Genomic DNA, 19,929 nt, shown 5'->3' on the forward strand with positions numbered 1-19,929 from the left:
CAAAATAGTGAATGCACGGATAGCAAAAAGCCGGGTTTCCCCGGCTTTGCTGCCCTGCCTGATCGATTACTTGCGCTTCATCGACAGGAAGAACTCATCGTTGGTCTTGGTCTGCTTCAACTTGTCGACCAAAAACTCGATGGCAGCGACTTCATCCATAGGATGCAGGAGCTTGCGCAGGATCCACATACGCTGCAGCTCGTCGTCGGCGGTCAGCAACTCTTCGCGGCGGGTGCCGGAACGGTTGATATTAATGGCCGGGAAGACGCGCTTTTCAGCGATCTTGCGATCCAGAGGCAGTTCCATGTTACCGGTGCCTTTGAATTCCTCGTAGATCACTTCGTCCATCTTCGAGCCGGTTTCAACCAGCGCGGTGGCGATGATGGTCAGCGAGCCGCCTTCTTCGATGTTGCGCGCGGCGCCGAAGAAACGTTTCGGTTTCTCCAGGGCGTGGGCATCGACACCACCGGTCAGCACCTTGCCGGAGCTCGGGATCACGGTGTTGTAGGCACGGGCCAGGCGGGTGATGGAGTCCAGCAGGATCACCACGTCTTTCTTGTGTTCGACCAGGCGCTTGGCCTTCTCGATCACCATTTCGGCAACCTGCACGTGGCGGGTCGGCGGCTCGTCGAACGTCGAGGCAACCACTTCGCCGCGCACGGTGCGCTGCATCTCGGTCACTTCTTCCGGACGCTCGTCGATCAGCAGCACGATCAGATGAACTTCAGGGTTGTTACGAGCGATATTGGCCGCGATGTTCTGCAGCATGATCGTCTTGCCCGCTTTCGGCGGCGCCACGATCAGACCGCGCTGGCCCTTGCCGATAGGTGCGCACAGGTCGATGACCCGGCCGGTGAGGTCTTCAGTGGAACCGTTACCGGCTTCCATCTTCATGCGCACGGTCGGGAACAGCGGGGTCAGGTTCTCGAAGAGAATCTTGTTCTTCGCGTTTTCCGGACGATCGAAGTTGATCGTGTCGACCTTGAGCAGCGCGAAGTAACGCTCGCCTTCCTTCGGAGGGCGGATCTTGCCAACGATGGTGTCACCGGTGCGCAAGTTGAAACGACGGATCTGGCTCGGCGAGACGTAGATATCGTCTGGGCCGGCAAGATAGGAAGCGTCTGCGGAGCGGAGAAAGCCGAAGCCGTCCTGGAGAATCTCCAGCACGCCATCACCGGAGATTTCCTCGCCGCTTTTCGCGTGCTTTTTGAGCAGGGAGAAAATCACGTCCTGCTTGCGCGAACGGGCCATATTTTCTATGCCCATCTGTTCGGCCAATTCGAGCAGTTCGGTAATCGGCTTTTGCTTGAGTTCAGTCAGATTCATATAGGAATGACGTAATCATTTATGGAGGGGGGAAATTAAGCTTTTGGCTTAATGAGGCCGCGCCGCGGAGAAGGCGACAGGATCGCGTACTTATTCGAAAGGAGTGCGTCGGCGACGGCTTGCAGGGGGCAAAGGAGAAACCAGTGCGGGGCCGAATGTAACACCTGGGTTTGCGAGCGTCTAGCCCCGAGTAACGAAAAAAGCCCCGCGATTAGCGGGGCTTTTTCAACAGCATTCGGCGCTTAGATGTTGGCGTCGATGAAAGCAGCCAGTTGCGACTTCGACAGTGCGCCAACCTTGGTGGCTTCGACATTACCGTTCTTGAACAGCATCAGCGTCGGGATACCACGCACGCCATACTTGGGCGGGGTTTCCTGATTCTCGTCGATATTGAGCTTGGCAATGGTCAGCTTGCCAGCGTAGGTGTCAGCGATTTCGTCCAGGACCGGGGCGATCATTTTGCATGGACCGCACCACTCAGCCCAATAGTCGACCAGTACCGCGCCTTCGGCCTTGAGTACGTCAGCCTCGAAGCTAGCGTCGCTAACATGTTTGATCAGATCGCTGCTCATGGAATCTCCGGGATTGTCAGCAAAAAAACGTGGCCCATCATAGCTGCCCTTACCGGGTTCAGGAAGCCGCAGTTGATTGAGTCTCGCTATGGTGTCTGATGTATTTAGGTATGACGCCCGTCATGGGGCAGCCGGGGCCACGAAGGAAATTCCGGTGCGCAGTGCGGCGTTACGTACGTGTTCCTGCATGGCTTTTTGCGCGCCACCCGAAGCGCGACGGGCCAGGGCCCGAAGGATCTTGCGATGCTCCTGCCAGGTCTCCATCGCCCGCTCCGCCCTGATGAACGGCAGTTTCTGGCTCTCCAGGAAGATGTCGGCGCTGGCGGTGAGAATACTCAGCATCGCCTGGTTGCCGCTGGCCTGCAGGATGCGCCGATGGAACTCGAAATCCAGCCGCGCCGCTGCGTCGAAATCCCCTGCCTTGAGCTCCCGACGCATGGCCTCGACGTTGTCCTCCAATGTGTCGAGTTCATCGGCGCTCAACGTCACCGCCGCCAACCCGGCCGCGAAACCCTCCAGGGCATAACGCAACTGGAAGATATCCACCGGCGAAGCCTGGGCCGCGAACGGCCAGCCCGGGGCCAGTTCGCTGCGCGAAACCTCCACCGACGACTGCACGAACACACCCTTGCCCGGCTGTACGCTGATGACGCCCAGCGCACTCAACGATGAAAGCGCTTCACGCAGCGAGGCGCGACTCACCCCCAGTTGCAACGCCAGGTCCCGCTGCGACGGCAGCGCATCCCCGGGAGCGAAGCCTTCATCGACGATCAGTTTACGGATGGCTTGCAGCGCCACTTCGGGCACTGCGCGAGAGATGGAATTCATGGTTTTTCAGACGAACCGGGCCAGTGAGCGACCAGTTGTAAAGCTAAACGCCGCGCCCGGCAAGTCGTGCTCCACTTGGGTTCGGCGGCAAATACCAACGCTCGATAACGGTGCGAAACGCGGCGCAACTGTTCAGACCAGTAAGACCTCATTCCGCCAGTAAAACCGTGGCTTTGGCAGATTAAAAACCAGCTTGGCATGGCCTGTGCTCTGTCCGAACGCAGAAATCACATCACCGATGCGGAGATTCGCCATGATCAAGCGTTACAGCGCCCTGCTTACCGCCCTGTTCGCCAGCCTGATGCTCACTCATCTGCCCGCTCAAGCGGACGGCCTGGAAGACGTGGTCAAGCGTGGCACCCTCAAAGTCGCAGTCCCCCAGGACTTCCCGCCGTTCGGCTCGGTAGGCCCGGACATGAAGCCGCGCGGCCTGGACATCGACACCGCGCAACTGCTGGCCGATCAGCTCAAGGTCAAGCTTGAACTGACCCCCGTCAACAGCACCAACCGCATTCCGTTCCTGACCACCGGCAAGGTTGACCTGGTGATCTCCAGCCTGGGCAAGAACCCCGAGCGTGAAAAAGTCATCGACTTCTCCAGCGCCTACGCGCCGTTCTACCTCGCGGTATTCGGCCCGCCCGACGCCGCCATCAATGGCCTGGACGACCTCAAGGGCAAGACCATCAGCGTCACCCGCGGCGCCATCGAAGACATCGAGCTGACCAAGGTCGCTCCCCAAGGCGCCACGATCAAACGCTTTGAAGACAACAACTCGACCATCGCCGCCTACCTGGCCGGTCAGGTGGACCTGATCGCCAGCGGCAACGTGGTCATGGTCGCAATCAGCGAACGCAACCCCAAGCGCGTCCCGGCGCTGAAAGTAAAACTCAAGGATTCGCCAGTGTATGTGGGCGTGAACAAGAACGAGCCGGCGCTGCTGGACAAGGTCAACCAGATCCTGGCCACTGCCAAGACCGATGGCAGCCTGGAGAAAAACTCCCAGACCTGGCTCAAGCAGCCGCTGCCGGCCGATCTCTGACCGTCGCCTGAGAGGTTGAGCATGGCTTATCAGTTCGATTTTATGCCGGTGGTGCAGAACACCGAGCTGCTGTTGCGCGGTGCCTTGTTCACCTTGGAGTTGACGGCCATCGGCGCGCTGCTCGGGGTTGGCCTGGGCATCGTCGGTGCCGTGGTGCGGGCGTGGCATATTCGTCCGTTCTCGGCGATCTTCGGCGTGTACGTGGAGCTGATCCGCAACACGCCATTCCTGGTGCAGCTGTTTTTCATTTTCTTCGGCCTGCCGTCCCTGGGCTTGCAGATATCCGAATGGCAGGCAGCGGTACTGGCAATGGTGATCAACCTCGGCGCCTACTCCACCGAGATCATCCGCGCCGGCATCCAGGCCATTCCGCGTGGGCAGCTGGAAGCCGCCGCGGCTCTGGCAATGAGCCGTTTCGAAGCCTTTCGTCATGTGGTGCTGCTGCCGGCGCTGGGCAAGGTCTGGCCGGCCCTGAGCAGCCAGATCATCATCGTGATGCTCGGCTCGGCGGTCTGCTCGCAGATCGCCACTGAAGAGCTGAGCTTTGCCGCCAACTTCATTCAGTCCCGTAATTTCCGCGCGTTCGAAACCTATGCACTGACCACGCTGATCTACTTGTGCATGGCGCTGTTGATCCGCCAGTTCCTGAACTGGGTGGGGCGCCGCTACATTGCCAGGAGCAGCCAATGAGCGATTTCACTTTCTGGGACGTGGTGCGCAACCTGCTCACGGGCCTGCAATGGACCCTGGCATTGTCGCTGGTGGCGTTTATCGGGGGCGGCGTGATCGGCTTGCTGGTGATGGTGCTGCGCATTTCCAAAAGCGCCCTGCCTCGTAATATTGCTCGCACCTACATCGAGCTGTTCCAGGGCACACCGCTGTTGATGCAGCTGTTCCTGGTGTTCTTCGGCGTCGCCCTGGCCGGGGTGGAAATCTCGCCGTGGATGGCAGCGGCAATTGCCTTGACGCTGTTTACCAGTGCCTATCTGGCGGAGATCTGGCGTGGCTGCGTCGACGCGATATCCAACGGCCAGTGGGAAGCCTCGGCGAGCCTGGCCCTCAACCCGCTGGAGCAGTTGCGCTACGTGATCCTGCCCCAGGCCTTGCGCATCGCCGTGGCGCCGACCGTGGGGTTTTCGGTGCAAGTGGTCAAGGGCACGGCAGTGACCTCGATCATTGGCTTTACCGAACTGACCAAGACCGGCGGCATGCTCGCCAACGCCACGTTCGAGCCGTTCATGGTGTACGGCCTGGTGGCCCTCGGTTACTTCCTGCTTTGCTACCCCTTGTCCCTCAGTGCGCGCTACCTGGAAAGGAGACTGCATGCCTCTGCTTAGAATTTCCGCCCTGCATAAATACTACGGCGATCACCACGTGCTTAAAGGCATCGACCTGAGCGTCGAGGAAGGCCAGGTCGTGGCAATCATCGGTCGCAGCGGTTCGGGCAAATCCACCCTCTTGCGCACCCTCAATGGTTTGGAGTCGATCAACGACGGCGTGATTGAAGTCGACGGCGAATACCTCGACGCCAGCCGCGCCGATCTGCGCAGCCTGCGACAGAAAGTCGGGATGGTGTTCCAGCAATTCAACCTGTTCCCGCACCTGACCGTCGGTGAGAACGTGATGCTCGCGCCGCAGGTTGTTCAAAAAGTACCCAAGGCCAAAGCGGCTGAATTGGCACGCCAGATGCTGGAGCGAGTCGGACTCGGGGAGAAATTCGACGCCTTTCCGGACCGCCTGTCCGGCGGCCAGCAACAGAGGGTCGCCATCGCCCGCGCCCTGGCGATGTCGCCAAAAGTACTGCTGTGCGACGAAATCACCTCCGCCCTGGACCCGGAACTGGTCAATGAAGTGCTCGGCGTGGTGCGACAGCTGGCCAAGGACGGCATGACCCTGATCATGGTCACCCACGAGATGCGCTTCGCCCGTGAAGTAGGGGACAAGCTGGTGTTCATGCACCAGGGCAAGGTGCATGAGACGGGGGACCCCAAGGTGCTGTTCGCCGATCCGCAGACGGTGGAACTGGCGAATTTTATCGGGACGGTCGAGTCGGCGACCTGAGGTTCTGCTGCGCCGTTTCTGGCCTCATCGCGAGCAGGCTCGCACCCACTTCGATCGCGACTCGGTCACTTGTGGGAGCGAGCCTGCTCGCGATTGACGCGAAGCGGTCGCCTTTGCGTTGGCGTAAGCGGTTGATCGTGGCAGGATGGCAAGGTTATCGACCGAGACTTTTTGACCATGCCGCCATCCCAAGCCAAGAATCTGTCCCTGATCGCAGCCATAGACCTGGGCTCCAACAGCTTCCACATGGTCGTCGCCAAGGCCCAGAACGGGGAAATCCGAATTCTTGAGCGGCTCGGCGAGAAGGTCCAACTGGCCGCCGGCATCGACGAAGAGCGCCAGCTGAGCGAAGAATCCATCCAGCGCGGGCTCGATTGCCTCAAGCGGTTCGCCCAACTGATCAACGGCATGCCCCTGGGCGCGGTACGGATCGTGGGCACCAACGCATTGCGCGAGGCGCGCAACCGCGGCGAATTCATCCACCGCGCCGAAGAGATCCTCGGCCATCCGGTGGAAGTCATTTCCGGGCGTGAAGAAGCCCGTCTGATTTACCTCGGTGTCTCCCATACGCTGGCAGACACACCGGGCAAACGCCTAGTGGCGGACATCGGTGGCGGCAGTACCGAATTCATCATTGGCCAGCGCTTCGAGCCGCTGCTGCGCGAAAGCCTGCAAATGGGTTGCGTCAGCTACACCCAGCGTTATTTCCGCGACGGCAAGATCACCCCGGCGCGCTACGCCCAGGCCTATACGGCGGCTCGTCTGGAAATCATGAGCATCGAACATGCCCTGCACCGCCTGACCTGGGATGAAGCCATTGGCTCCTCGGGCACCATTCGCGCCATTGGCCTGGCCCTCAAGGCCGGCGGCCATGGCACTGGCGAGGTCAACGCCGAAGGCCTGGCTTGGCTCAAGCGCAGGCTGTTCAAGCTCGGCGACTCGGACAAAATCGATTTCGAAGGCATCAAGCCTGACCGCCGGGCGATTTTCCCGGCGGGCCTGGCGATCCTCGAAGCAATTTTCGACGCTCTGGAACTGCAACGCATGGACCACTGCGAGGGCGCCCTGCGCGAAGGCGTGCTCTATGACCTACTCGGGCGCCATCACCATGAAGACGTCCGTGAGCGCACCCTGGGCTCGCTCATGGAGCGTTACCACGTCGATCAGGAACAGGCCGCACGGGTCGAACGCAAGGCGCTGCACGCCTTCGACCAAGTGGCCGACGACTGGGATCTGAACGACGGGGTCTGGCGCGAATTGCTGGGCTGGGCCGCCAAGGTGCATGAGGTGGGCCTGGACATCGCCCACTATCACTACCACAAACACGGCGCCTACCTGATCGAGCATTCGGACCTGGCAGGCTTCTCCCGCGAAGACCAGCAGATGCTCGCGCTATTGGTGCGTGGCCACCGGCGCAATATTCCCAGGGATAAATTCGCCGAGTTCGGCAATGACGGCATCAAACTGATTCGTCTGTGCGTGCTGCTGCGCTTTGCGATCCTGTTCCACCACATCCGCGGTACCCAGGAAATGCCCCAGGTGGTCCTGCGCGCCGACGGAGCTCAACTGGATGTGCTGTTTCCCGAAGGCTGGCTGGAAGAGAACCAACTGACCCAGGCTGACTTCGCCCAGGAAGCCGAATGGCTTACCCGAGTCGGGATTGTGCTGAACATCCACTGATTGCTCACTGGAGTGAGCTGCAATCCCTGTGGCGAGGGAGCTTGCTCCCGCGGGAGGGCGAAGCCCTCCCAAGAATTCAGGGCCGCTTTGCAGCCCAGCGGGAGCAAGCTCCCTCGCCACAAAAGCTAAGCCTGCCTCTACCTCTTAACGAACCGTCAGCAACGGGCTGCCCAAGCGCTCCAGCAATGTCGCCTGGGCGCTGCGGGCATTCTGGTTGCCGGTCGGCGTGTTGCGGATATAGCGACCGTCCGATTGCAGGCTCCAGCTGTGGGTGTTGTCGGTGAGGTAGCTTTCCAGCTCCTTCTTGACCCGCAGGATCAGCTTCTTGCCTTCCACCGGGAAGCAGGTCTCGACGCGCTTGTCGAGGTTGCGCTCCATCCAGTCGGCGCTGGACAGGAACATCTGCTCCTCCCCACCGTTGAGGAAGTAGAACACCCGGGTATGTTCCAGGAAGCGGCCGATGATCGAGCGTACATGGATGTTGTGGGAAACCCCCGGGATACCCGGCCGCAGGCAGCACATGCCGCGCACCACCAGGTCGATGCGCACGCCCGACTGGCTGGCCTTGTACAACGCGCGGATGATCTTCGGATCGGTCAGCGAGTTGAATTTGGCGATGATGTGCGCCGGCTTGCCGTCCAGGGCGAACTGCGTCTCCCGGGCAATCATGTCGAGCATGCCCTTTTTCAAGGTGAACGGCGCGTGCAGCAGTTTTTTCATGCGCAGGGTCTTGCCCATGCCGATCAACTGACTGAACAGCTTGCCGACGTCTTCGCACAAGGCATCGTCGGAGGTCAGCAAACTGTAGTCGGTGTACAGACGGGCGTTGGCGGCGTGATAGTTGCCGGTGCCCAGGTGGGCGTAACGCACGATCTCGCCGGCCTCGCGCCGCAGGATCAGCATCATCTTGGCGTGGGTCTTGAAGCCGACCACACCATAAATCACCACCGCACCGGCCGCTTGCAGACGACTGGCCAGTTGCAGGTTGGACTCTTCATCGAAGCGCGCCCGCAATTCGATCACTGCCGTGACCTCTTTGCCGTTACGCGCCGCGTCCACCAAGGCGTCGACGATTTCCGAGTTGGCGCCGCTGCGATACAGGGTCTGGCGCACCGCCAATACGTGGGGATCCTTGGCCGCCTGGCGCAGCAGGTCGACCACGGGCGTGAACGACTCGAATGGGTGCAGCAGCAGAATGTCCTGCTTGCTGATCACGCTGAAGATGTTCTCGCTGTTTTGCAGCAACTTCGGGATCTGTGGCGTGAACGGCAAATATTGCAGTTCCGGATGGCTGTCCAGACCGGTGATGCTGAACAGTCGGGTCAGGTTGACCGGACCGTTGACCTGATACAGCTCGGTCTCATGCAGGTTGAACTGCTTGAGCAGGTAGTCGGACAGGTGTTTGGGGCAAGTGTCGGCCACTTCCAGGCGCACCGCATCACCGTAGCGGCGCGAGAACAGCTCGCCGCGCAGGGCGCGGGCCAGGTCTTCGACGTCTTCGGTGTCTACCGACAGGTCGGCGTTACGGGTCAGGCGGAACTGGTAGCAACCCTTCACCTTCATGCCCTGGAACAGGTCGTCGGCGTGAGCGTGGATCATCGACGACAGGAACACATAATTGTCACCGGGGCCGCCGACGTCTTCCGGCACGCGGATGATGCGCGGCAACAAGCGTGGCGCGGGGATGATCGCCAGGCCGGAATCGCGACCGAAGGCGTCGATACCTTCAAGCTCGACAATGAAGTTCAGGCTCTTGTTGACCAGCAGCGGGAACGGGTGCGTCGGGTCGAGGCCGATCGGGGTGATGATCGGGGCGATCTCGTCGCGGAAATAGCGGCGCACCCAAGTCTTGAGCTTGGTGTTCCAGTTGCGCCGACGGATGAAGCGAACCTGATGCTTTTCCAGTTCGGGCAACAGAATGTCATTGAGAATCGCGTACTGGCGGTCAACGTGGCCGTGGACCAGCTCGCTGATGCGGGCCAGAGCCTGGTGCGGCTGCAGGCCGTCGGCACCGGCCTGTTCACGGGCGAAGGTGATCTGCTTTTTCAGGCCGGCGACGCGAATCTCGAAGAACTCGTCCAGGTTGCTGGAAAAGATCAGCAGGAACTTGAGCCGCTCCAGCAGCGGGTAGGACTCGTCCAGCGCCTGCTCCAGCACGCGGATGTTGAACTGCAGTTGCGACAGCTCGCGATGGATGTACAGGCTGCTGTCATCCAGGTTGGGAATGACAATCGCAGGGGCCACGGGGGCCTCGGGCACCACCGGCGGCGTAGGCACGGCCTCATGCTCCGGCGGTGTTTCGGCGACCTGCTCGACCACGGGCTGAGCGTCTTTTACGGCAACTTCAGAGAGTCCTTCGGTATTCATCACAAGTTCCTGGGAGGCTATTTCTGCTCTCGTAACAATTGGGCGGCGCGCACAGCAAAGTAAGTCAGGATGCCATCAGCTCCTGCACGTTTGAAAGCGGTCAAGGACTCAAGGATCACTCCTTCGCCCAACCAGCCGTTCTGGATTGCCGCCATGTGCATGGCGTACTCGCCGCTGACCTGATAGACAAAGGTCGGTACTTTGAATTCGTCTTTGACCCGGCAAAGAATGTCGAGGTAAGGCATGCCCGGCTTGACCATGACCATATCAGCCCCTTCTGACAAGTCCGCCGCCACTTCGTGCAAGGCTTCCTCGCTGTTGGCCGGGTCCATCTGATAAGAGGCCTTGTTGGCCTTGCCCAGATTCAGCGCCGAGCCGACCGCATCACGGAACGGGCCGTAATAGGCGCTGGCGTACTTGGCCGAGTAGGCCATGATCCGCACATTGACATGACCGGCCACTTCAAGCGCCTCACGGATCGCCTGGATGCGACCGTCCATCATGTCCGACGGCGCCACCACCTGGGCACCGGCCTCGGCGTGAGACAACGCCTGCCTGACCAGTGCATCGACGGTAATGTCATTCTGCACATAGCCTTCTTCATCGAGAATGCCGTCCTGCCCATGCGTGGTGAACGGGTCCAGCGCCACGTCGGTGATCACGCCCAGTTCCGGGAAACGGGCACGCAGGGCACGGGTCGCGCGCTGGGCGATGCCATCGGGGTTCCAGGCTTCGGCGGCGTCCAGGGACTTGAGCCCGGCAGGCGTGACCGGGAACAGCGCCAGCGCCGGAATACCCAGCTCGACCCACTTGGCGGCTTCTTCAAGCAACAGGTCGATGGTCAGGCGCTCTACCCCGGGCATCGAGGCCACGGCCTCGCGACGGTTCTCACCGTCCAGCACGAACACCGGCAGGATCAGGTCATCAGTGGTCAGCACGTTTTCACGCACCAGCCGACGAGAGAACTCATCACGGCGATTGCGACGCAGACGGGTAGCGGGGAACAGACGATTGGCGGGGGTAAAGCTCACGGCAGACTCCTGAGCCCGCGCTGACGGGCGAGCGTGACAGTTATAGACGGCCATTATGACGAACAGATGACAGATATGTGCACCTGCGTCCCGTCGTCGCAGTCATTGTCGTTGCAGGAAATGTTCACGTCGAGACACATCTCGATACTTTCCTGAATGTGTCCGAAGGGTTAGGCTGCGCGTTCATTTCGCCAGCACCCAGACAATGCTCCAGCAATTTCTCCATGACTTCGGCTACCTGGCCTTGTTTATCGGCACGTTCTTCGAAGGCGAAACCATCCTCGTGCTCGCAGGCTTCCTGGCGTTCCGTGGCTACATGGACATCAATCTGGTGGTGGTGGTGGCGTTCTGCGGCAGCTACGCGGGCGATCAGTTGTGGTACTTCATGGGGCGCAAGCACGGCCGCAGGCTACTGGCGCGAAAACCTCGCTGGCAGTTGATGGGCGATCGGGCGCTGGAGCACATTCGCCGGCATCCGGACATCTGGGTCCTGAGTTTTCGCTTCGTCTACGGCTTGCGCACAGTCATGCCGGTGGCCATCGGGCTGTCGGGCTATCCGCCGGGCCGCTATCTGTTGCTCAATGGTATCGGCGCGGCGATCTGGGCCACTGCCCTGGCCGCCGCCGCGTACCACTTCGGCGCGGTGCTCGAAGGCATGCTGGGCAGCATCAAGAAATATGAGTTGTGGGTACTCGGTGCCCTGCTGGTGCTGGGGCTATGCCTGTGGCTGCGTCGACGTATCAAGAATGCACGGCTGGCCAGGAAAGTCCTCGAAGCCGAACGGCTGGAGCAAGCCAGGACCCACGAGCCTACGACGCCAGCCGAGTGACCCGGCTGCGACAGCAATACAGCCCGATGCCACTGAGCAGGCTGTAGCTGAGCAACCCAACCCAGGCCACGGGGCTGGCCGGCCACAACCCCACCAGCGGCGCCAGCCACACCAGTGGTAAATTCAGGACCAGCCGCAACAGCTCCAGCCTCAGGGCCCACGGGCGATTCTCCAGGGCCACGCCCAACACAAACAAACCCAGCGCCACCGTGCCCCAACCCAACACCAGGGCAGCAACCGACAGGCTGTTCTCCAGGTTCATCAAGTAACTGCCCAGCGCAATGTAGGTACAGAACTGCAACGCCACGTACCACTGCTGGCGGCCGTCCAGCGGCACCTCGAATTTGCGGAACTGACTCAGGTCCGGCTTGTTCAGCGGGTACCGCGCCGCCACATCCGCCGGACGCCAACCGGTGGGCATAAACCAGATCCGCAGCTTGTCTCGCCAGCGCTCTGCCCGTCGCGCATCCGCCCACAATTGCGCATAGAACTGCAGGTTGGCCCACAACGGATTCCAGCTCGCCAGCGGCGTGGTCACGCCAAAAATCACCGGTTCGTTAGCGTCTTCTTCCTGAAAGGTGCGAAACAGACGGTCCCAAATAATGAACACCCCGCCGTAATTGCGATCCATGTAAAGAGGGTTCTGTGCATGGTGGGCGCGATGATTGGACGGCGTAACGAAACACCACTCCAGCCAGCCGAGCTTGGGGATGTGTTGGGTGTGGACCCAGAACTGATACAGCAGATTCAACGCCGCCACGCTGACGAACACCACCAGCGGCACGCCGGCCACCGCCAGCGGCAGGTAGAAAATCCAGCTCAACACAAACCCGGTGCTGGTCTGGCGCAACGCCGTGGAGAGGTTGTAGTCCTCGCTCTGATGATGGACCGAATGGGCCGCCCAGAGGATGTTGCGCTCATGGCCCATGCGGTGCAGCCAGTAATAACAGAAGTCGTAGAACACGAAGGCCAATACCCAGACCCAGGCCTGGTCGGCAGACAAGTGGATAACGGCCAGGTGTTCCAAGGCAAACGCGTAGGTCACCAACCCCACGCCCTTGGTCAGCAAACCGGTCGTGGTGGAGAGCACGCCGGTGCTCAGGCTGTTGATGGCGTCTGCCACGCGGTAATGGCTCACACCCCGCCAGCGGTCGGCCAGCAACTCGACGGCAATCAGCACAAAGAAAAACGGCACGGCATACAGAATGAAATTCATGACGCAACCCGAGCAGACAAAGCAGGGAGATAGTCGGCAGATTAGGTGTAGCTGCTCGATAACCCTATGGCAACGAGTGACAAATTAGTGGACATTTAACGCCATGAATCTGGAGAAAAGCCCATGAGCAAAAAAGTTGCAGTGATCCTTTCCGGCTGTGGCGTGTATGACGGTGCAGAGATCCAAGAAAGCGTGATCACCTTGCTGCGCCTCGACCAGCGCGGCGCACAGGTGCAGTGTTTCGCCCCCGACATCGCGCAGTTGCAGGTCATCAATCACCTGACCGGCGAGCAGATGCCCGAGAGCCGCAACGTATTGGTGGAGTCCGCCCGGATCGCTCGGGGCAATGTAAAGGATTTGCGCGAAGCCAACGTCGAGGACTTCGACGCGCTGATCGTGCCTGGCGGTTTCGGCGCGGCGAAGAACCTCTCCAACTTTGCCGTCGAAGGCGCGGGCTGCACCGTCCAGCCTGAGGTTCTGGCGCTGACCGAAGCCTTTGCCGAGGCCGGAAAACCGGTGGGGCTGATCTGCATTTCCCCGGCCCTGGCGGCAAAAATCTATGGTCCGGGGGTGACCTGTACCATTGGCACAGATACCGACACTGCCGCCGCCGTCACCAAAATGGGCGGCATCCACGAAGACTGCGCTGTCACCGATATCGTCGAAGACACTGCGCGCAAGCTGGTCAGCACGCCGGCCTACATGCTGGCGCAGAACATCAGCGAAGCGGCTTCGGGGATCAATAAACTGGTGGACCGGGTGCTGGAGTTGACTCACGAGAATGACGAGTAACACCACCCTTCAATGTGGGAGCGAGCCTGCTCGCGAAGGCGTCAGTTCAGTTGATGTATCTGTTTGCTGACACACCGTCATCGCGAGCAGGCTCGCTCCCACAAGAGGTCCGAGCAGACTCAGGAAGTTCGGGCCAAGCGCGTCAGTATCCGATCCAGCGCATTGGCGAACCCTTGCTTGTCCCGCTCGCTGTACGCTGCCGGCCCGCCGCCCATATGGCCCTGCTCACGCAAGTCGGTGAACAGGTTGCGCACCGCCAGCCGATCACCCATGTTCTGCGCATCGAACTCCTTGCCCCGCGGATCCAGTGCCGCAACCCCCTTCTTCACCAGCCGGTCAGCCAACGGTACGTCGCTGCAGATCACCAGCTCACCCGGTACGGCATGCTCCACCAGGTAATCGTCCGCCGCGTCAGGCCCGCTGGGCACCACGATCAGCTTCACGCAGGCCAAGGCCGGCTTGATCTGCGGTTGGCCGGCCACCAGCACCACTTCGAAGCGGCGTTTCAAGGCGAACTTGACCACCAGTTCCTTCGCGGCCTTGGGACAGGCGTCGGCGTCGATCCATACACGCATTGAGTTTTTCCTCTAATTAAAAGCATCGCGGGCAAGCCTTGCTTCCACAGGCGAATACTGACTGTGGGAGCAAGGCTTGCCCGCGATTATGAGCGCAGCGAATGCTGTTCAGGAAACCTGGACCCTACGCTTCTCCGCCACCCGACTGCGCCCGTACAACACCACAATCGCCACGATCGCCACCACTTGGGCGGCCAAGGAATAAGCATCGGCGTGAATGCCCAGCCAGTCGAAATCGAAGAACGCCACCGGACGGGTGCCAAAGATACCGGCTTCTTGCAGCGCCTTCACGCCATGACCGGCAAAAACCACCGACAGCGCGCAGAGCAATCCGGCATTGATGCTGAAAAACAACGCCAGCGGCAGTTTCGCCGAGCCGCGCAGAATCACCCAGGCCAACCCCACCAACAGCACCAGCGCCGTGGCGCCGCCAGCCAACACGGCATCATGCCCGGCGGGACCGGCTTGCAGCCACAGGGTTTCGTAGAACAGGATCACTTCGAACAGCTCGCGATAGACCGAGAAAAACGCCAGGATCGCAAAACCGAAACGTCCGCCGCCGCCCACCAGGCTGCTCTTGATGTAATCCTGCCAGGCCGCCGCGTGACGTCGGTCGTGCATCCACACACCCAGCCACAGCACCATCACACTGGCAAACAAGGCCGTTGCGCCTTCGAGCAATTCGCGCTGGGCGCCGCTGACGTCAATCACATAGGCGGCCAGCCCCCAGGTCGCCAGACCAGCCAGCAGCGCCAGCCCCCAACCGACGTTGACGCTGCGAACCGCTGACTGTTGGCCGGTATTGCGCAGGAACGCCAGGATCGCCGCCAGCACCAGAATCGCCTCCAGCCCTTCGCGAAGCAGAATCAGCAAGCCCGAGATGTAACTCAGCGACCAGCTCAAACCGTCGCCACCCAGCAAATTCGCCGACTCCGTCAGCTTGGCCTTGGCCGCGTCCAGGCGCTGCTCGGCCTGCTCGACCGACAAGCCATCCTGCAACGACTGACGGTAGGCCATCAGCGCTTTTTCAGTGTCCTTGCGCACATTGGCATCGACGTTATCCAGCGAACTTTCCACCAGCTCGAAACCTTCCAGGTAAGCGGCTACCGACAAGTCATAGGCTTGGTCGTGATCACCGGCGCGATACGCCGCGATGCTCTTGTCCAGGGTGGTGGCGGTGTAGTCGAGCAACTGCGCCGGGCCACGCTGCACTTGTGGCGGCTGGGCACGCTGGGCGCGAAAGGTGGCTGCCGCTTCAGGGCCCTGCGCCGCGAGGATTTCGGCCGGTGTCTGGCGCGCCAGATCAGCGAGGTTGAAGGTCTGTCCGCTTTTAGCGGCCGCCGGATCGGCGCTGAAGCTGGCGATGTACGTCGCCAGGTCCCAGCGCTGACGGTCGTCGAGCTGATCGGCAAAGGCCGGCATGTCAGTGCCTTCGACGCCCATGCCAAGCGTGTTGTAGATCGCGTAGAGACTCAGATGATCCAGGCGCGCCCCATCGCGCAGGTTGGCGGGTGCAGGCTCCAGGCCGACACCGGCAGGACCGTCGCCAGCCCCGCTGTCACCGTGGCACACCGAGCAATTCTGCGCATACAGCGGCGCACCGCGGGCCGGGTCCGGGGTGATCACTGGCGCCTGACTGACCTCATACGCCACCGCCAGTCTGGCCCCCAGTTGCCGCGCCAGGCGGGCGACCTCATCGCCGTCCTGATGCGCGGTGATGGCGCTGCGCAAGGCGCCGACGCCTTGTGTCAGCTCTGCTTTTTCAGGTTTGGCTGGCAGCGCAACGATCAGCCCTTCCAGGCGCTGGGTAAATTCCAGTTGCTCGCGGTATTCAGACTCGTCGACAACCTTGCCCGCCTGCACCGTCGCCGGATAATCCGCCCCGATGTAATCCAGTAAATGCAGCGCCTGGGGGGCGCCCTCCAGGGTGTCGGCCAATAGATTGGCGCTGCATAGCGCAAACAACGGCAGCGCTAGCCAGGCCAGAAAACGGTACGGGGCAGTCATGAATGACTCTCAGATGGAAATAAGAAGTAACACATTGTTCACTTCCAATGACCTTGACTCAAGGGTTGATGTGTTTCTGAAGCAGATTTCATCGGATCTTCACGCTTGGAAGTGATGTCACAAAAACTGCATTACGAGATTAAAAAGCCATTACATAGCCAACGGCCATGTTTATAATCCCGCCGCCCTCTTATTGTCCGAAGGCATAAAAGCTCCTCCGGTTATGAGGAACCGACAGCGCCCGGCGCTCGTCCGTGGATCGTCCCAGCCCGACCCGCACCCCCGGCTGATACCTCAGGGAAGAAGTATTCATGGCATCCCGTGTCGCTCTTTCGATCGCCCTCGGCGCGATCACCTTGTTGTCTGGCTGCTCTGCGTTTCGCAACTACGACAGCGAATTTGCCCAGACCAATCAGCAACTGGCTTCCGGCAACGTCGACGCGGCGTTGACCCTGCTGGAGAAGAACAACACCAGCCAAGACAAAGACCTGCTGTATTTCTTCGAAAAAGGCGAACTGTTGCGCGCCAAGGGCGACCTGCCCGGCAGTCAGGCTGCCTGGTCCAGCGCCGATCAGCAGGTGGGTCAGTGGGAAGATGCAGTCAAGCTCGACACAGGCAAATATCTGGCACAGTTCGGCAGCTTTCTGGTCAACGATAAAGTTCGACGCTACGAAGGCTATGACTACGAAAAGGTCATGCTGACCACGCAGATGGCCCTGAACCAGCTGGCCGTGAACGACTTCGACGGCGCGCGGATGCAGATCAAGAAAACCCACGAGCGCGAAGCGGTGATTGCCGACCTGCGGGACAAGGAATACCTCAAGCGCGAGGAAGACGCCGAGAAGCAAGGGGTCAAGACCGAGTACAAGGACCTGCAGGGCTACCCGGTGGCCAGCCTCGACGCGCCGGAAGTGATCAGCCTGAAAAACAGCTATCAGAGTGCGTTCAGCCATTACCTGGCCGGGTTCGTCTATGAAGCCTTGGGCGAAAAAGACCTGGCCGCTCCGGGTTATCGCAAAGCCGCCGAACTGCGTCCGAATACGCCGTTGCTGGAGCAGGCATTGATCAACCTCGACAAGCCCGCTGGCAAGAAGGATGAAAGCGACATCCTGATTGTGGTGCAGAGCGGCCTGGCGCCGTCACGGGACTCGATCCGCATTCCCCTGCCCCTGCCCATCAGCGGCAATGTGGTGATCACGCCACTGTCATTCCCCCTGATCAAGCCTGACACCTCCACCGCCACGTTCACTCAAATCGGTGTCGACGGTCGTCAACTGGACCTGACCCAGCTCAACAGCACCACAGCCATGTCCCGCCGCGCCCTGCGCGACGACATGCCCGGCATCATCCTGCGCACAACCGTGCGCGCGATCACCCGGGGCGTGGCGCAAAAACAGATCAACGAAACCAATCCCCTGGCCGGCCTCGCGGTGGGCCTGACCTCGGCCGTGCTGGAAGGCGCGGACACCCGGACCTGGCGCACCCTGCCGGACTACACCCAAGTGGTGCGTCTGCGCCTGAAAAAAGGTGAACACCACGTCACCTTGCCGAGCGCGGTGGGCGGTTCGGTGGTCAAGGTTACCGTCGATCAGCGTTACCAGGTCATCAGCCTGCGGGCGGTGGGCAATCAGGTCTTCGCCGGTGGCCTGGCCGCCCAGGTGATCCCGAGCACCAACCCGACCGCCGTCGCCAGCATCAAGCAACCTTAAGAACGGAGTCTTGTTCAAATGCGTTTAAAACTGATCACCCTCGGTGTCCTGGCCTTGCTGGCCGGTTGCGCCACCCCTGCGCCGCCGGAGCCGGGCAGCGCCGCCAGCAAAGTCGTGGCCATGGGCAAGCAGAAAAACATCGTGGTCGGCGCCATGCGCGTGGCCCGGGAAAACGGCTACCTGACCGTCAATGTGCAGTTGAGCAACACCAGCTTCAACAACAAGACGATGTACTACCGCTTTGCCTGGTTGGGACCGGAAGGCTTTCCGGTTGCCGAGGAAGAAACCTGGAAAAGCCTGACGCTGTACGGCGAACAAACCAGTTTCCTGCCGGCTATCGCACCGACCCCCAAGGCTGTGGATTTCCGATTGGAAATCAATACGCCTTGAGCCACACACCTGTGGGAGCGAGCTTGCTAGCGATAGCAATGCATCAACCAGCAATGCGCTTGGCTGACAGACCGCTATCGCGAGCAGGCTCGCTCCCACAAAAGGCTCTACTGACTGGCACCACGCGTTAACCCTAATTTTTCAGCTTTCGAGAGCACTCCCATGTTTGTACGCATTTCATCCCTCGCCCTGGCCGCCCTGCTGGTCAGCGGCTGCGCCAACAACTCTCCGGTCCTGGGCAGCAAGAACATCAGCTACGGCGACACCAAGGCCGTGGAAACCGTGACCAACGAATTCGGCTCCACCGACCTGCAAATGATCGCCGAGTCCATGACCCGCTCCCTGGCCCAGTCCGGCATTCTGCAGGGCCGCCCGGTGGTTCAGGTCTATGACGTGAAGAACAAGACCAGCGAGTACATCGACACCCGCGAGATCACCACCAGCATCAAGACCCAATTGATGAAGACCGGTGCGGCACGTTTCGCCAGCGACAACAACGCCATGGACAGCCAGGTTGACCAGCTCAAGCTGCAAAACCAGAGCGGCCTGTACAAGAAAAGCACCGTGGCCAAGACCGGCAACATGATCGCGGCCAAATACCGCCTCGAAGGCTCCATCAGCTCGATCGTCAAGCGCAGCAGCGACTACAAGGACGTCTTCTACAAATTCAGCCTGCAATTGATCGACGTCGAAAGCGGTCTGGCCGAGTGGATGGACGAGAAAGAAATCCGCAAGACCACGGAGCGCTAAGCCATGCGCACATGGATCGGCATCATGGCCCTGGCCTGCGCGTTCGGCGCCCAGGCGGCCCCGAAAGTCGCGGTCACTGACCTGGCGTACCAGCAACGGGTGGAGGAATACATCCACACCGTTTCGGCCCAGAGCAACTTCCAGGCGAACCCTTACAGCGCCAGCGCTTCGTCGAGCTACGACGAGATGGAAGCCACCACCAGCTACATCGAGCAGGGCGAACTGCGCAAGTTCACCGGCGACATCAAGGGCGAAATCCTGCGCAGCGGGATGTTCCAGCTCGTGCAAGGCACGCCCCACACCGCTTCGTCCACGGGCGACGTCTATGACGTGATCAAGCGAATCAAGGCTGGACACTTCAAGGGCGCCGATTACGTGCTGTTCGGCACCGTATCGGACATCGACTTCACCCGCGACATCAATGAACTGGCCAATACCAACAGCTACTCGGCGGTGCTCGCCTTGACCCTGGTGGCGGACTTCAGCCTGATCAACACCAAGACCTACGAAATCACCTCGGCCTTCACCGCCATGGGTGAAGGCCAGGACACCAAGCTGCTGAATCACCGGGACGTACGCATCAACCTCAACCGCCCGCGAGTCGTGCGCGAGGTGTCCAAGGCCCTGGGTGAGGACGTAGCGCGGCAACTGAGCGAACAACTTGGCGGGCCGAACTACGAACAAGCCGGCGAGCCGATGCCGCGCAACAACCTGCCACGGGATACCGCGCCAGTCATTTTGCGCTAAGCGGTTCAGC

General features: G+C 60.7%; 19 protein-coding genes. 11 read left to right on the forward strand and 8 right to left on the reverse strand.

Translation table 11 applies throughout. The annotated features are described in order from the left end of the window. Positions 1-66: 66 nt before the first annotated feature. From rho to BW979_RS01950, 3 genes are all read right to left on the reverse strand, one after another. On the reverse strand, positions 67-1,326 hold the full coding sequence (rho, locus tag BW979_RS01940) for a transcription termination factor Rho (RefSeq protein ID WP_025216061.1): 1,260 nt from the start codon (positions 1,324-1,326) through the stop codon (positions 67-69). A gap of 242 nt (positions 1,327-1,568) precedes the next feature. Next, complete coding sequence (trxA, locus tag BW979_RS01945) at positions 1,569-1,898, reverse strand: thioredoxin TrxA (protein WP_047226095.1); 330 nt, start codon at positions 1,896-1,898, stop codon at positions 1,569-1,571. Between the two features lie 120 nt (positions 1,899-2,018). Continuing rightward, positions 2,019-2,726 (reverse strand): FadR/GntR family transcriptional regulator, encoded by a 708-nt coding sequence (locus tag BW979_RS01950; protein ID WP_047226096.1) that lies wholly within the window; start codon positions 2,724-2,726, stop codon positions 2,019-2,021. Positions 2,727-2,979: 253 nt separating this feature from the next. Here BW979_RS01950 and BW979_RS01955 point away from each other — a divergent pair, with 253 nt between their 5' ends. The 5 genes from BW979_RS01955 to ppx all read left to right on the forward strand — a co-directional run bounded on the left by BW979_RS01955 (position 2,980) and on the right by ppx (position 7,506). Continuing rightward, positions 2,980-3,765 (forward strand): transporter substrate-binding domain-containing protein, encoded by a 786-nt coding sequence (locus tag BW979_RS01955; protein WP_076383064.1) that lies wholly within the window; start codon positions 2,980-2,982, stop codon positions 3,763-3,765. Positions 3,766-3,786: 21 nt separating this feature from the next. Next, complete coding sequence (locus tag BW979_RS01960; protein WP_047226098.1) at positions 3,787-4,455, forward strand: amino acid ABC transporter permease; 669 nt, start codon at positions 3,787-3,789, stop codon at positions 4,453-4,455. After that, a complete protein-coding gene (locus tag BW979_RS01965) occupies positions 4,452-5,102 on the forward strand; it encodes an amino acid ABC transporter permease (protein WP_076383065.1) in 651 nt (216 codons plus the stop codon). Before BW979_RS01960 ends, BW979_RS01965 begins: the two co-directional genes overlap by 4 nt. Next, complete coding sequence (locus BW979_RS01970) at positions 5,089-5,826, forward strand: amino acid ABC transporter ATP-binding protein (RefSeq protein WP_076383066.1); 738 nt, start codon at positions 5,089-5,091, stop codon at positions 5,824-5,826. Before BW979_RS01965 ends, BW979_RS01970 begins: the two co-directional genes overlap by 14 nt. A gap of 177 nt (positions 5,827-6,003) precedes the next feature. Then, entirely contained in the window at positions 6,004-7,506 is a 1,503-nt protein-coding gene (gene ppx / locus BW979_RS01975; protein WP_047226101.1) for an exopolyphosphatase, read from the forward strand. 144 nt (positions 7,507-7,650) lie between these two features. Here ppx and ppk1 read toward each other — a convergent pair whose 3' ends face one another. Together ppk1 and hemB are read right to left on the reverse strand one after the other, a co-directional pair. Continuing rightward, positions 7,651-9,873, reverse strand: coding sequence for a polyphosphate kinase 1 (ppk1, locus tag BW979_RS01980; RefSeq protein ID WP_076383067.1), 2,223 nt, complete (start codon positions 9,871-9,873; stop codon positions 7,651-7,653). A gap of 17 nt (positions 9,874-9,890) precedes the next feature. After that, on the reverse strand, positions 9,891-10,904 hold the full coding sequence (hemB, locus tag BW979_RS01985; RefSeq protein WP_047226103.1) for a porphobilinogen synthase: 1,014 nt from the start codon (positions 10,902-10,904) through the stop codon (positions 9,891-9,893). A 205-nt stretch (positions 10,905-11,109) separates the two neighbouring features. Between hemB and BW979_RS01990 the strand changes: the two genes are divergently transcribed. Then, positions 11,110-11,733, forward strand: coding sequence for a DedA family protein (locus BW979_RS01990; RefSeq protein WP_047226104.1), 624 nt, complete (start codon positions 11,110-11,112; stop codon positions 11,731-11,733). Here the strand turns inward: BW979_RS01990 and BW979_RS01995 are convergent. Beyond that, entirely contained in the window at positions 11,714-12,949 is a 1,236-nt protein-coding gene (locus BW979_RS01995) for a sterol desaturase family protein (protein ID WP_047226105.1), read from the reverse strand. The two genes, BW979_RS01990 and BW979_RS01995, sit on opposite strands and share 20 nt — an antisense overlap. 123 nt (positions 12,950-13,072) lie before the next feature. On the opposite strand from BW979_RS01995, the gene elbB reads away from it, so the two are divergent. After that, on the forward strand, positions 13,073-13,741 hold the full coding sequence (gene elbB / locus BW979_RS02000; RefSeq protein ID WP_047226106.1) for an isoprenoid biosynthesis glyoxalase ElbB: 669 nt from the start codon (positions 13,073-13,075) through the stop codon (positions 13,739-13,741). A gap of 119 nt (positions 13,742-13,860) precedes the next feature. Here the strand turns inward: elbB and BW979_RS02005 are convergent, their stop codons facing one another. Further along, complete coding sequence (locus BW979_RS02005; protein ID WP_047226107.1) at positions 13,861-14,316, reverse strand: YaiI/YqxD family protein; 456 nt, start codon at positions 14,314-14,316, stop codon at positions 13,861-13,863. Between the two features lie 108 nt (positions 14,317-14,424). Next, complete coding sequence (locus BW979_RS02010) at positions 14,425-16,323, reverse strand: FTR1 family protein (protein WP_076383068.1); 1,899 nt, start codon at positions 16,321-16,323, stop codon at positions 14,425-14,427. A gap of 311 nt (positions 16,324-16,634) precedes the next feature. On the opposite strand from BW979_RS02010, the gene BW979_RS02015 reads away from it, so the two are divergent. The 4 genes from BW979_RS02015 to BW979_RS02030 all read left to right on the forward strand — a co-directional run bounded on the left by BW979_RS02015 (position 16,635) and on the right by BW979_RS02030 (position 19,919). Then, positions 16,635-18,032 carry a COG3014 family protein gene (locus tag BW979_RS02015; protein WP_076383069.1) on the forward strand — a complete coding sequence of 466 codons (1,398 nt, stop codon included), beginning with the start codon at positions 16,635-16,637 and terminating at the stop codon, positions 18,030-18,032. An 18-nt stretch (positions 18,033-18,050) separates the two neighbouring features. Beyond that, positions 18,051-18,422, forward strand: coding sequence for a YcfL family protein (locus tag BW979_RS02020; protein ID WP_047226110.1), 372 nt, complete (start codon positions 18,051-18,053; stop codon positions 18,420-18,422). A 162-nt stretch (positions 18,423-18,584) separates the two neighbouring features. Then, entirely contained in the window at positions 18,585-19,172 is a 588-nt protein-coding gene (gene lpoB / locus BW979_RS02025; protein ID WP_047226111.1) for a penicillin-binding protein activator LpoB, read from the forward strand. A 3-nt stretch (positions 19,173-19,175) separates the two neighbouring features. After that, positions 19,176-19,919, forward strand: coding sequence for a penicillin-binding protein activator LpoB (locus BW979_RS02030; protein ID WP_076383070.1), 744 nt, complete (start codon positions 19,176-19,178; stop codon positions 19,917-19,919). Positions 19,920-19,929 lie beyond the last annotated feature (10 nt).

This window comes from Pseudomonas sp. A214, assembly GCF_900156295.1.
Taxonomy (GTDB): domain Bacteria; phylum Pseudomonadota; class Gammaproteobacteria; order Pseudomonadales; family Pseudomonadaceae; genus Aquipseudomonas; species Aquipseudomonas rhizophila.

Bases quoted from the DNA above. Each gene is read 5' to 3' on its own strand.
- BW979_RS02020 (WP_047226110.1), top strand. From the start codon at position 18,051: ATGCGTTTAAAACTGATCACCCTCGGTGTCCTGGCCTTGCTGGCCGGT.
- BW979_RS01990 (WP_047226104.1), top strand. From the start codon at position 11,110: ATGCTCCAGCAATTTCTCCATGACTTCGGCTACCTGGCCTTGTTTATC.
- BW979_RS02010 (WP_076383068.1), bottom strand. From the start codon at position 16,323: ATGACTGCCCCGTACCGTTTTCTGGCCTGGCTAGCGCTGCCGTTGTTT.
- BW979_RS01970 (WP_076383066.1), top strand. From the start codon at position 5,089: ATGCCTCTGCTTAGAATTTCCGCCCTGCATAAATACTACGGCGATCAC.
- BW979_RS02015 (WP_076383069.1), top strand. From the start codon at position 16,635: ATGGCATCCCGTGTCGCTCTTTCGATCGCCCTCGGCGCGATCACCTTG.
- BW979_RS01995 (WP_047226105.1), bottom strand. From the start codon at position 12,949: ATGAATTTCATTCTGTATGCCGTGCCGTTTTTCTTTGTGCTGATTGCC.
- BW979_RS01965 (WP_076383065.1), top strand. From the start codon at position 4,452: ATGAGCGATTTCACTTTCTGGGACGTGGTGCGCAACCTGCTCACGGGC.
- lpoB (WP_047226111.1), top strand. From the start codon at position 18,585: ATGTTTGTACGCATTTCATCCCTCGCCCTGGCCGCCCTGCTGGTCAGC.
- BW979_RS02005 (WP_047226107.1), bottom strand. From the start codon at position 14,316: ATGCGTGTATGGATCGACGCCGACGCCTGTCCCAAGGCCGCGAAGGAA.
- ppk1 (WP_076383067.1), bottom strand. From the start codon at position 9,873: ATGAATACCGAAGGACTCTCTGAAGTTGCCGTAAAAGACGCTCAGCCC.
- BW979_RS01950 (WP_047226096.1), bottom strand. From the start codon at position 2,726: ATGAATTCCATCTCTCGCGCAGTGCCCGAAGTGGCGCTGCAAGCCATC.
- rho (WP_025216061.1), bottom strand. From the start codon at position 1,326: ATGAATCTGACTGAACTCAAGCAAAAGCCGATTACCGAACTGCTCGAA.
- ppx (WP_047226101.1), top strand. From the start codon at position 6,004: ATGCCGCCATCCCAAGCCAAGAATCTGTCCCTGATCGCAGCCATAGAC.
- BW979_RS01960 (WP_047226098.1), top strand. From the start codon at position 3,787: ATGGCTTATCAGTTCGATTTTATGCCGGTGGTGCAGAACACCGAGCTG.
- elbB (WP_047226106.1), top strand. From the start codon at position 13,073: ATGAGCAAAAAAGTTGCAGTGATCCTTTCCGGCTGTGGCGTGTATGAC.
- BW979_RS01955 (WP_076383064.1), top strand. From the start codon at position 2,980: ATGATCAAGCGTTACAGCGCCCTGCTTACCGCCCTGTTCGCCAGCCTG.
- BW979_RS02030 (WP_076383070.1), top strand. From the start codon at position 19,176: ATGCGCACATGGATCGGCATCATGGCCCTGGCCTGCGCGTTCGGCGCC.
- trxA (WP_047226095.1), bottom strand. From the start codon at position 1,898: ATGAGCAGCGATCTGATCAAACATGTTAGCGACGCTAGCTTCGAGGCT.